The 12105-nt window shown below is 56.4% G+C and carries 10 protein-coding genes and 3 pseudogenes; 6 read left to right on the top strand and 7 right to left on the bottom strand.

Annotation, left to right across the window (positions count from 1 at the left end; all coding sequences use genetic code 11):
- Positions 1-7 precede the first annotated feature (7 nt).
- From K289_RS0139040 to K289_RS0139050, 3 genes and pseudogenes are all read right to left on the bottom strand, one after another.
- A pseudogene (locus tag K289_RS0139040) lies at positions 8-268 on the bottom strand (transposase); the annotation flags it as partial.
- A gap of 60 nt (positions 269-328) precedes the next feature.
- On the bottom strand, positions 329-484 hold the full coding sequence (gene tnpB / locus K289_RS49745) for an IS66 family insertion sequence element accessory protein TnpB (protein WP_156918432.1): 156 nt from the start codon (positions 482-484) through the stop codon (positions 329-331).
- A complete protein-coding gene (locus K289_RS0139050) occupies positions 481-882 on the bottom strand; it encodes a transposase (protein ID WP_027556319.1) in 402 nt (133 codons plus the stop codon). Before K289_RS0139050 ends, tnpB begins: the two co-directional genes overlap by 4 nt.
- 1119 nt (positions 883-2001) lie before the next feature.
- Here K289_RS0139050 and K289_RS0139055 point away from each other — a divergent pair.
- On the top strand, positions 2002-2592 hold the full coding sequence (locus K289_RS0139055; RefSeq protein WP_027556320.1) for a RolB family protein: 591 nt from the start codon (positions 2002-2004) through the stop codon (positions 2590-2592).
- Between the two features lie 537 nt (positions 2593-3129).
- Here the strand turns inward: K289_RS0139055 and K289_RS0139060 are convergent.
- The 3 genes from K289_RS0139060 to K289_RS46925 form a co-directional block, all read right to left on the bottom strand.
- On the bottom strand, positions 3130-3801 hold the full coding sequence (locus tag K289_RS0139060; protein WP_084788926.1) for a RolB family protein: 672 nt from the start codon (positions 3799-3801) through the stop codon (positions 3130-3132).
- 1064 nt (positions 3802-4865) lie between these two features.
- On the bottom strand, positions 4866-5513 hold the full coding sequence (locus K289_RS0139065; RefSeq protein ID WP_027556322.1) for a RolB family protein: 648 nt from the start codon (positions 5511-5513) through the stop codon (positions 4866-4868).
- A gap of 1030 nt (positions 5514-6543) precedes the next feature.
- The gene (locus K289_RS46925; protein ID WP_051311302.1) at positions 6544-8226 is read right to left on the bottom strand and encodes a trehalose-6-phosphate synthase; all 1683 of its coding nucleotides are present in this window, start codon (positions 8224-8226) and stop codon (positions 6544-6546) included.
- A gap of 423 nt (positions 8227-8649) precedes the next feature.
- On the opposite strand from K289_RS46925, the gene K289_RS0139075 reads away from it, so the two are divergent.
- The 4 genes and pseudogenes from K289_RS0139075 to K289_RS49765 form a co-directional block, all read left to right on the top strand.
- Positions 8650-9561 (top strand): RolB family protein, encoded by a 912-nt coding sequence (locus K289_RS0139075; RefSeq protein WP_084788927.1) that lies wholly within the window; start codon positions 8650-8652, stop codon positions 9559-9561.
- A 369-nt stretch (positions 9562-9930) separates the two neighbouring features.
- Positions 9931-10176, top strand: coding sequence for a hypothetical protein (locus tag K289_RS49755; RefSeq protein WP_051311304.1), 246 nt, complete (start codon positions 9931-9933; stop codon positions 10174-10176).
- Positions 10177-10340: 164 nt separating this feature from the next.
- Positions 10341-10520, top strand: coding sequence for a transposase (locus K289_RS53270; protein ID WP_371260908.1), 180 nt, complete (start codon positions 10341-10343; stop codon positions 10518-10520).
- 159 nt (positions 10521-10679) lie between these two features.
- Positions 10680-11269: pseudogene (locus K289_RS49765) on the top strand (transposase); the annotation flags it as partial.
- Between the two features lie 280 nt (positions 11270-11549).
- Here K289_RS49765 and K289_RS0139095 read toward each other — a convergent pair.
- The gene (locus K289_RS0139095) at positions 11550-11756 is read right to left on the bottom strand and encodes a hypothetical protein (RefSeq protein ID WP_027556326.1); all 207 of its coding nucleotides are present in this window, start codon (positions 11754-11756) and stop codon (positions 11550-11552) included.
- 126 nt (positions 11757-11882) lie between these two features.
- Here K289_RS0139095 and K289_RS49770 point away from each other — a divergent pair.
- Positions 11883-12105 (top strand): annotated as a pseudogene (locus tag K289_RS49770) (IS256 family transposase); the annotation flags it as partial.

Here is a 12105-nt window from a genome sequence, read left to right on the forward strand (position 1 = left end):
CCTACCATTTTTTTGACAGCAGCTCGCGAAGGGCCGCCGCATCGAGCATTTGCTCGGCCAGAAGCTTCTTCAGCTTCGCATTCTCCTCCTCCAGCGCCTTCAGCCGCTTGGCCTCGGAAACGTCCATGCCGCCGAACCTGGCCTTCCAGTTGTAGATTGTTGCCTCGGAGATCCCATGCTTGCGAGCCAAGTCCGCCGTCTTCGCCCCAGCCTCATGCTCCTTCAACACAGCGATAATCTGCTCTTCCGTGAACCTTGCTCGCTTCATCTGTCCGTCCTTCTTCAGGCCGGACTCTAACTCCATCTGGAGGAAATACGCAGTGGCAGGTCAGCTGCGGCGACCGCGGAAGACGAACAGATGACCGCTGAGCGGGTCTTTGCGCAGCACCTCCTGCACTTGGAGTGCCAACGACGGAAAGCCTCTGCGCATATCCGTGTAGCCTGTCGCGAGCCACACTCGCGCGCCGGTCGGAACCGGGATCATCGACGCACCAGAGCATCGAGAACTCGACGCAGCGCGTCTCCATCAACGTCGCCATCGACCCGGATGCGATGTCCGCTATCAAGATCAATCTCGATGACGCCCTGGCTGCTCCGTCGACGCGCCGGCGCCGTCGCCAATGACGCTTCGGCCACATCCCGCGGCGGTACAGACGGCCCAATCTCGACCGGCACTAACGGCGCTATACTCGCATCACCGTGCTTGCAAAGCTCTTTGCGCCACCTGAACAGCTGGCTCACATGAAGGCCGGCCATGCGAGCCACCTCGGAAACAGTGGCTCCGGGCTCGAGCGATGCTGCAACTAGCCGTTCCTTCTCATCCTGCGACCACCGCCGCCGCCGCTCGACCGATGTGATCACCTCTGCCCGCGAAATCGTCATAGCGCTTCTCCTAGGATTACCCCTAGGACCTGCAGCGTTCGCGTCCGTCAAACAAGGCGGCCCTCAACGGAGGAATACTCTCTAACTAAGCTCGATGTCGCAAAATCGGGCGGCATTTCGCGGCCGCCATCTGCGGTCATTGCATGAGCGCCTCCCAGCGGCGCTTCGACTGAGCTTCAACTCCCCCTGCTGCCACCATAGATCAAGGGGACGCATTCATTGAACGAAAATGCGTGATTGAAAAGCTATCGGAGTGTGGCTGTTCAAGCAGGATAGAGCCGCGCTTCTCGGCTTCGCAGGTCATTGTCGTCCAATGGACAATACCAAGGGCAGTTCGTGACGATTGGAAGTTCCAGGGGGTCGGCAATGGAAGAGCTATTATTTCTGTCGATTTCCATCGTCTTTGTTCAGCACGATCGCCTTATGTCTTCGAAAGATCGCCGTTGCGCCGAAATGTTACGACGATTTTGCACATGGACTGACGTAAGGAAAGACCAACTATATGAGCTCGGCGTCTCAATTTGTTGATCACTTGCCACAGCCAAGCAACTTCTACCTATCAAAGGTTTTTGTCGTTTACTGCGATGGCTGATCTCCCCCGCTTTGAGCGCCCCGGCTTTGTTTCATCGGGCTCTCGGGTCACTCGTGATGAATCATATCACGACCCAGGTGCGTCGTTACGATGATTACCAGCGCCAGATCTTGCTAGCGTCGCAGTGCTTTCGGGTTAACACGGCCCTCAATCGGAGATGTGACGTCGCTGAACGTTGATTAGATAAGTTTTACGAATAAGCCCCTGCAAGGGGCGAGCCGATGTGATTGGAAAATGACCTTTCGATTCAAAACGACTGTGTACGGCCGTTCGTCTACGGTCATTTCATTGGCCTATCATTTTCTAGCAGTCCAGCAAGACGCAACGTCTTGGGGTCTGCAAAGGCCAACATTCGGCGCCGCTCGCGAATTGTTAAGTTCAACTCCAATAAAACGCGTCGGTGGCTCTCAGCGAACAAGCCCAGCATCTGCTCTATTTAAACCCTATCATTTCTCTTGATCACTCACAGCGCAAAGCCAAATTCCATCTCACGCATCGCCGATACTCCACCTACCGCCGTTCTCCCCATGGCTGATCTTCCCCTCTTTGAGCGTCCCATCTTTGGTTTCAAAAAGTACAATATGGGGCCGCATGTCTTGACTTACACTTGGGGTCAACTGGAGCGTTACCATAGGTTCATCATCGAAACCCTGCTGCCGGCTCAGCGCACATGGGTTAACATGGCGCGCGATCAAGGATGTAGCGTTGCCGGTGCTGTACTAAGTGAGTTCGAGTCATATCCCTGCATGAATGATCCGGCGCAGGGTGATGTCCTAGAGCAGATTGAGACCCGCGTGCTGTACGTCTATCTGCCGGAAGAAGCTGCAAATAGTTGTTTGGAACAGCAGTCGCTGGAGCCCATTCCAGATTACATGTGCTCTGGGGACGGTGAGAGACAAGTCGTTGCAGTGGGGATTCCGCCGAATGTCCTTGCAGCATCCAAGCGCGCCATAGTGGCAATTTACCGACAACTTGGATGCGATCGGGTGGACACTGACGATATCAAGCGTTGCCTCGTCATTCCCCAGACGAACCTGATGACTGCTGATGGAGACGTCTATCGTCGCTGCCGTATTCCATATGACATAATCGCTGATGTGCCGGTGATGTTTACTTAGAAGATTGCTGGGGCCGAGATTGATCTGTCATGGGTATTTCGTGTTTGGTCGTCGGTTGTTCTCATGGGGGTGTGGGTTGTCCGCCTCCTCGATGACATCCTTATGTTATCTTCATTATAGTCGCTGTTGTGTTTTCTAATTGCCTCGACGTGATCGAGAGAATAATTTTTCGTAGACTTCGCGCTAAAATAGTAGTGTTACTGATTTTCCTTCGTTCAGTGCCTCTGTCAATAACATCATGAAAACATCGCGCGCCTGGGCACAGAGACTCCCATGCGCACGCTGGCGGGTAGGCCCCGCGCCCGGTTGCTTCAAGGTTATTAGAACTATTTCGCTTGAAAGATAGGTTTCATTAAGTTGCGATTACGCTCGCTTACGTACTTAAACTAAAGCGGAGCTCTTTATTGAATGTAAGAGAATGCACAAGAACAGACGCCACTCCGCGTCGGACACATTACAAACAAATGAGACACATTAAATGAAAGCGAACACATAACCCACACCCGAAACAAACACTTCAATGACCAGCGCTGCGCCCTAGTCGTCATCGCTCGCAACCTCGGGCAGAGTGCTGGGAAGTAGCACTGGCGCAATTGCTACCACATCAAACGATCCAAGCTCATCGCGTATAAACACTCCTTTCTGCTGGTCATATCGGATCCAATCGGATTTGGCGATAACGAGGCAACACGCAATATCTTTGGCTTCGACCAAAAGGCACTCAGCTGAGCGATACGTTTTCACTAGCTTCTCTACAGAGGTATTCGCCGCATACGGTGGGATGTCCACTGCTAACATCTTGCGGCGACCGTCGTGATCCAAAACCCGCATGTAAATCGGAATGGGATCAAGGCTTTGCGCTCTCTGACATGCTTGCCCGACCTCTTTCGGAACGTAGATGTAAAGTAACTGGCGCACCGTCCACCGGCCAGTTGAAGTCACCGTGGTTTCGATCTGCTCGAACCGATTTCTGCTGTTTGAATGATCCGTGCACGGATGGGTCGCAAGTTGTGCGGCAGAGTCGGCTTCGAGTCCGCAAGCCTGCGCAATCTCAAGCCAACCGCGTTGCGCGGGAAGCAGGACGTCATTCATGAACTCATCATATCTAACTAGCTGTGTTGCTAGATGACATTTCAACGTATCTCCGTCGGTTGCGGAGATGAGATCCAGAGTTCCAAAACTTGGACGGCGAAACACGACGAGAGGCATGATGACATATCGCAGAAGAATCCGCTGGAAAATGAAGTGCTGTGGGGGAGCTGAGTGCTGAGGCTTAAATAAGCGAAACCAGGCTGGGGTCTCGTCGTAGGCGTCGGCTTCAGTTCCCTATCAGCACGGTAAGTTGGCTTTTGCGAAACGGCAAAGGGTCTGCCTCTTGGACGCAGCGGTAATCTAACTGCCCCCTCAAAACGCTTAAAGGATCGTCACTGTCGATCACAATGCGCCGCTAATGCCAGACAGGATGGCGCGCGATCCAGACAACGCGCCTCATATGGCAAATTGCTGCCGCACGACGCTTCGGCGGCCAATCGCAATCTCAAGAGACAACTCATGCGTTTCGGAACAGGTGCTTGTCGGGATTAAAACGCGAAAGTGACGTGTCCTAGAGGGCAACTCGGCGAGGCCGCTCTCTCTATCGAATCCGCGTCATTTCTGTGGTCTAATACCGGCGAAGGACCATCGGATCGCGCGGTCGTCGTGGGCGATCTCAATCGTCTGCCCGCCGGATACGGCGCAGTTCGAACGCGCCTTCGACCGCGGCTACATCCGGCGCGGACTGTGCGCCGGGGGCTTAAGCCCGCTCATAAAGAGCGTCGCCGCTCTCAGTGGTCAGCAAGTCGATATCGCCGCACGGGCCCAACTCATTTCAGGGTCTGTCGCTGGCGCTGCGTCACGCGCTGCACTTCGGCCTGCTTGAGACTCTACGTGGTGCGCTCCCTGCTGCGAGTTGCTACGCGGCGCGCATCCCGGGCCAGGCCTCTTTGGTCTCGACGCGGAGGACCCATGCCGGCCGCGCAACAGTGGAATCTTTCGGCACGGCGTCGAAGTTTGCCGCCCGAACGCCCGTTTGGGATCGGCAAAGAGTTCTCGCAATGTAGTAGACCGGTCTAGCATTCGCGGGGCGAGTGCCCCAGCGCGGCTCCCCCTAGGCGGACACTGCCCGCACGCTGGTGGCGCCGAGCATTCCCGGGTGGCCCTCCAGATCGCGCCACGGCGAATTCCAACCACTCTCCGGACGGCACCCGCGACAGCCAGCGGACAGCACAAGCGTGTCAGCTGGTGATCACCTGCGTGATGGCCAACACATCAAATGTGTCAAAGCCAGCACGGTCGAACAAGCCCTTCTGCGCATCGTAACTGAACCAATCGGTGCGGGCGATAACAAGGCAGCGTTCGATCTGCTCATTCTGAATTTGAGTACATCCAGCTGACCGGTATTTTTCAGCTATTGTTTCAATAGAGAAATCCCCGCTATCCGGCCGGATGTCCACCGCCACCAGTCTTTGTCGACCATCCGCACCTCTAAAGCGCATGTTCTGCGGAATGAATTCTAAGCTTCCCGCGCAAAGACACGCGCGTGCGGCATCATTTGTAGTGTAAACATACAGCACAGCGGGCGTTCCATCTGGGTTCCGGGTTATTTGTTCTAAGATGCCGCTCCTCGGATCATTCATGCATGGAAAGCGGGAGAACTCTAGCAAGTGATCGTAAGAGATCTCCCCATTTTCGAGGGCAAATAACCAAGCGCCCCTCACAGAGACAACCCAACGCTGCTGCCGGGCCAGCAGCGATTCAAGGAAACCGCGATACTGATTAATCGCGTTGGCTAACCTTGCTGTTAGCGTAGATGGAAGGGTCCTCTGAGAGAAGTTTACACCAATGTAGTGCGGCCGCTCAAAAGCTCGGGGGAGGTCAGTCATCGTACGATCACAAAGGGAAATGGAATGACAGAATGGAGAAGATGGAAGATGACCGTGAAGGATCTTCTAGGAGGCTTTGAGTGAACGCGGAACAAGATGTGGGGGCTAAATAGGGCAACGGATGACATCCCTCAGTTGTCACCATCATCGCGCTAAGAGACAAACACTTTGCGGTTCCGCAAAAGCCACCCGACTGCGCTGATCTGTACACGTTTCTCACGGCGCTTCCCTTTCAGCGCCAATTAAATCCCTGACAAGACCTCACATGGCTCTCGTTACACGGCTCTCGTTGCATTTCAACGTCGGTCCTATAGGGGGCCAAATCGCAACCGACGAAGGCACACTGAAAAGCGATCTAGCTACGCAGCGTAGCCAAATGTAATGATTGTCTTAATGATGCCCTGCTGCCCTCCCAAGGCGCATGGCTAGCGCACGCGCGGCTGTGGCTGTAGTCTCGAATCAGACAACGAATTTCTTTGTCATCCGTGCATGAATTATGCGACTAGGCGCTCTTTTTTTGAACAGATCGAAACGACACCGGGTTCAACCGGCCGGCGAGCGGTGCGTCAGGCTCGTTCCGCCTGTTTCCCTTCGTTATGGACTAATTGATTATCGACCGTGTTTGGTATTATTTCGATTATGTTTTCCAGGCACGTTCAATCAAACAGATGTATATTAAGCTAGATGGCATGCAACTCGGCAAAGCCTTAAGTCCGTGCAATCTCGAAACAGTTTATCTAATGAGTCTTATTCAATAAAAAAATCGATTGCCGCATAACGGCATACGACAAACAACATTTCAATAAGCAGATGAAAGACAGCTCGTAATCCCAACAGAATGACGAGCTGTTCGCGAGCAGACGAGGTCCAGAAGAGGCCGGCGTATCGCGCCGCGAACGGCGTGATGCGTGCCCACGACAGTGCCCGGCCGACCGCAACTTCGTAAACCCTGCGACCAATTGGATCACGGCTTGCTGCGGTACCCCACAACGGCTAACGAATCAGCTTGAGTGCCTTGGCGTGAGCGAGACTACAGATCAGCCTCCGACCCATATCCAGGCGCCGATTGCGGCGGCACGCGCAGAGCGCGACAGGGCGGGGCCAGAGATTGACTAAGTCGCGTCTCCCTTGGGAGGGCCACGCTGCGCCCGCAGCAAACCGAAAACGCGAATCGAGAGAGTCTCGCCTTCCATCCAACGCCCTGGCCCTTGTACAGCTCTCGAATGAAAGCGTCGGACCAGTCGTGGATCGTATATTCGAGAAGCTTGTTCATCATCGACCGCCAGCGCGCGAGGCGTTCCTCCCGCGGCATGTTCACCGCCCTCGAAATCGCATCGGCGATGGCTCTAGGATCGGTCGGATCGACGAGCAAAGCCTCGTTTTCGTTGAAGTCTTCGGCCGCTCCCGCACACCTCGACAAGACTAGCACACCCGGATCGTTCGGATCTTGCGCAGCGACATATTCTTTCGCCACCAGATTCATGCCGTCACGCAACGGCGTCACCACACCAACGCGCGCAGCGCGATAGAGACCTGCAAGTTGAGCCTGAGGAAGGTAGCCCTTCTTATAAAAGATCGGCTCCCAGCCGTCGTCCGCGCGATGATCGCGATTGATGTTGTCGACCAAACCCTCGATATAGGCACCATATTTTTCGTACATTGGGACGTCGGTGCGCGAAGGGGGCGCGATCTGCAACAGCGAGACGCTGTGCGGGTCCTCTGCCAATAGGAGATCGAAAGCTCTGATCCGGTTGTCGATCCCCTTGGTATAATCAAGTCGGTCGACACCGATTGCAAGCGTCGCGCCGTTCAGTTTTTCCTGTATCGACGAGATATCCGCCTTATACTTCGCGAGCGATTTCTCGGCATCTGCTGCGAGCTGCTGTGGGTCGACTCCAATTGGAAACTTTCGGCATCGCGTCAGGCCGTGGTTAGACCGTACGACGCCATTCTTAGATTCAACGATCTCGCAATGGGCATGCGCACAGGCAAGGAAATTGCTCAGATCCCCATAGGTCTGGAAGCCGACTAGGTCGTACCAGAGCATCGAGTCCACCAGCGCGTCATAGTGGGGCACTTGCTGTATCACGTCAGGCGTCGGCCATGGCGTATGCAGGAAGAAGCCGGTGGGCCGGTTGACACCGAGCTTGCGCAGCTCTTTGCCGAGCGGGAGGAAATGATAGTCATGTACCCAGAACGCCTTCCGATTCCCAAGGCCCGCCAGCGCTTTCGCCATGAAGGCGTTGACTTGGCAATAGCTCTCATAGTGCTCTGCCGAGCACGGGATGACCCGCTCGGTCAGCGAATGCAATGCCGGCCAGAGAGTCGAATTCGCAAAATGTTGGTAGTACCCACCATAATGGGCTGCCGGCAGATCGAGCCTGATCACTTGGCCCTTGCCACGCTGCTCGCAACCCGGCAGGTCCTCACTGCCATAGCCCGCCTTGCCCGAGGACCCTATCCAGACTGCGCCGAAGCGGTTCACGACGGACTCAAGGGCGGTGGCAAGACCGCCCGCCTTGGGTTCATTCGGGTCGGCCGTCGCAACGCGGTTCGAAACGATGACAAGTTTCCCAATTGGCCAGAGGGCCGCCGCGTCGATGCGCTCCCCCTCTTGGGCAAAGACACCACGACGGGAGGGGCCTGGATCGGTTTGCTGCGCTCGCCCTAGCCGCGACCCGCTCAAGGGCTGATCAAAGGAGGGTCGGTCCATCTGTTGCTATCCCAACGCGACGCTTCCCTTCCCAGCGCGACCCGGATTGCCCCGATGACGGCTCCTCTTAAGAGAGATCCTATGGCCGAGGCGGCCGCGCTTCGCTGGAGGAGCTTGGAAGTCGCAATCTACCTAATGGCTGAAAGAGAGCCCGAATGGCCAAGATAGCGTTTCGCAGATAGCTTCTGCGCACTCCAACTGCATGATGCAGGGCTACGGAAGGGACTCAATTGGACGCAAAATTCGTCGGTGACCTTTCGAGAAGTTGAACGTGCTATTGATCTTCGATGTTCTTATTGCCCGTCGAAAAGGTAAATTACTGACGGAACGCATTGGCTAATTGGATCGTGTCACGATCTGTCACTGTAGCTCAATAAGAGGCTCGACGCTGATGGATAAAAAATCAGGGGCAGGTCACGGTCAATGTCCGCGCTGGCTGAAAGCGATATGGTCGCTATAAGCCGATGGAGCAACTCAGGAGCTCTATTGCTACCTATATATACGCCCTTTGTTTTCCCCTTCCATCATTCCAAACGACCACGTCTTTCTTCATATCTATTCTGCACATCCTCTTTCATTATGGCCGATAACTGGCCAGCCTATGAGCGCCCCACGTTTAAAAGCGTCGATTTAGCGGATGTGGGAGATCGGTCCGCTTTGGAGGCGGCGCTAGGCAGGGCATTCGAACAATACCGGGAATTCACCCGGCAACTTCTGACCTCGCAACAGAAGTGGGTCGCAACGGTTCAGGAGAGTGAAGATTCTCAGTTTCCTCCGGGGGCGTTCAAGGAATTCGAAACCGAACCGTGTATGAATGACTCTCCAGTCGACGAGCAGATGGAGTGCATCGATCCTGAAATCTCCCCCTTGTACGTCTATCTGACGGCCGAGGCTGCAGAGGCGTGCGCCAAGAATCAGAGGCTCGAGGACATTCCAGCTACTTTCGGGGACGACGAGGTGATGGCCTTGACAACGCCGCCGTATGCTTGGACGTCTGCTACCGCTAACAGTATAAAAAAGAAGTACCACAAGCGTGGATACGACATGGTCACCCGCGGAGACGTTAAACACTTCATCGCCATCTCTTCCACCGACTCCTTCAAGCATGAAGACGGACCTATTTGGGAACATACCAAAGATGGTCGCCGCTTTGACATCGTGGCTTACGGACGGGCGAGCACGCAGCACATCCGCTCGCGCTCTCGACGCAGACGTGATCGCGAAGCACACCTGAGGACGATCGTCACCCGCTTCAGCCAACCCTCGGAAGGTCAGCCCAAACAGTCCGCCCCGATGAGGAACAAATCGAACCCGCCCACGATCAATGATCTCTAGACTCCATGTTCGCCCTCTGAGATGACAAGCGACCCGCCCCGCGGCAAGCTCCTATCGAGGGTTGCACCGGATGGGCCAGCCCGAACCTCAAGCATGGAGAGCGGGCCTGACGAACGATAGCTTTTTCGTGGCGTCGGCAGATGGCGACGATTTCGGTTGCGTTAACCGACGGGATGCGCGGCGAGGAGGTTCTAACTGGGGGAGGATTCCCCATCGCGCAGATCAGATCGCCAAGCGGCGAAGAAGCTTGGCAGTGGTGACCGGCAAGTAGGTTTCTGCTACGAGCCCGGTCCCCTTCGGATGTGGCCTGCATCGACAACTAGCGGGACAGGAGCACAACTTCATCGTGCTGGCACCTCGCTGATCTCGATGAAGGCCGGACATCGAGTTAAAATCGACCGACGCGACGCGGCGAAGCTGGCCACGCTGCGCCGGAGTGACGAGCTGACGGTGGTGTGGGTTCCGGATGCGGCGCATGAGGTCATGCGCGACTTGGCGAGGGCCCCGCGCTACGGCGATGCGTGTGCTCGGCAAGGGAGGCAACATCTCCAAGACTTCCTGCTGCCGCATGGGCGGATCTACGCCGGCAAGAAGGGCATTGCCGCCGCTGGGTGACCACGGTGTGCTTCGATCACCCTGCAAGCCAAATCGTCCTTAAGGATTGCATTCATGCCGCGACCGACATCGAGGCCCGGGTGCACCGCTTGAAAAGCCGGAGCCGCAGTGGTCAATGGCATCGGTGGTCGAGGCTGTGCAGGCCATGCGCGGTGTAGCTTTCATTGTCGTCGCAACGGGGGTGCCGAGATCGGCGTCCTCGTCCGCTTCGACAATCCCGTCAGCTGATGGCCTATCTCGGCCTCGTGCCGTCGAGGCGTTCGAGCGGTGCTACGACCCGGCGCGGCCGCATCATCAAGGCCGGCAACACTCTGGCCAGGCGGGCTCAGATCGACGGGGCATGAACCTATCGCATGCGAGCCCGCGTCTGTCGCAAGCTCCATGACCGTAACGAGCACCTGCCTCAGGCCGTCCGCTATATCGCCTGGAAGGCCCAGGTCATGCTGTGTGCCCGCAACCCACTTGTCTCGGCCGCTTCGCTCCAGTCCCATTAGGGTACCTTCAGCCGCTTCGGCGAATGCGCAGTCCGGCATGATGGTTATCGCGGCATCCTGCAGGCGGATGACTATACAGCCTTTAATAGGTTGAATAGGTTGGCGCGCCCGATCGCAGCAGTGATGGCATCATATTGGCTGCCTGCTGGTCACACAGGCGAAAGTTTTACGAGGTGCATGTTGCAGGGAGCTTGAGATCGACAGCGACGACAGTCGAGTGGATGGCAAAGCTCTGGCAGGTCGGGACGACCGTGGGTCGTCAAAGTCCCCCGACGCATGCGTTGCTGCGCATCAGCAAAGCCTCCGCGGCGGTCGTCGCTGATCTCTTCAATCTCCGGCAGCAGAGGCTGATCTTCGGCAAACCAAAGCTGGCCGAGGCGACCCACCATGCCGTCCCGCGTCGTGCCACCTTCGAACGCTTCCTGACCCATGGTCAGATCGAGCTCGACTCCAGTATCGTCGAACGCGCCATCAGGCCACCAACAATTACGAGAAACAATAGACTCTTCGCTGGCAACGATGGCGGCGGACGGACCTGGGCGACCATCGCAACACTGCTGCAGACAGCGAAGACGAACAACGTCGATCCGTTCTCCTGACTTACCCGTACGCTTCGGCGTATCGCCAACGGCTGGCCGAGCAGCTAGGCACCTGTGCCATGGCGCCCCCGCCTAACGGCCTCAGCTTGCCACTTGCATACCGCGGAGTGAAAGCGCACTACACTGCGCCCCCTGCTCCACAAACGCTCAGACCAGTACCATCGGTCGGCATCGAAGACGCGGTAGCCGGTGCCTTGTTGTTCTTCTAGTGGGTATTAGGCTGAAGCCAGCACTTCGATACACCGCTCTTAGAACGATCCCGGACCGGCAAACCTGTTCCTCAGGCAAAAGCGTATGCCTGAAGCTGAGCTAGATTAAAAACATTTGTGATACGAAACGGCTTGCCCTCGGCGGAGGTGACCTCTCGGCTAACCGAGACGATATCCTTGGTCCGGGCCACTTCGCCTTCGAAAGCCACCCAAGAGCCGCCGAGGAATGCCTCGAAGCGAGTGAATTTAATAGCGTTAGATTTAGAAGATGCCGTCATTCGATAGTCTCCATATTCGTGGTGCAGGGGGATGTCCCGGGTTCTGTTGAATTTCTGAAGAGGTCGGCGTTGCCCACCTTGAGCCGGTAGGCTCGGGGTGCTGATTCCACAAAGGAGAGCAACGCCATGACGAGAGATATCACACCGGCTGGTTCGCCGGCGACTGGGGCTGTGGACGAAGCGTTTGCAGAAGTGCGGGCGAGCTTTGATCGGTTCTGCCTTGCGGCGGGGATCGAGGCGCTCGGCACGATGATGGAGGCGGATGTCACGGCGGCCTGCGGGCCGCGCCACGGTCGCGATGCGGCGCGGCGGGCGCACCGTTGGGGCCGAACGCGGGGACGGATCGGCT

It is taken from the genome of Bradyrhizobium sp. Cp5.3 (assembly GCF_000426265.1).
Classification (GTDB): domain Bacteria; phylum Pseudomonadota; class Alphaproteobacteria; order Rhizobiales; family Xanthobacteraceae; genus Bradyrhizobium; species Bradyrhizobium neotropicale.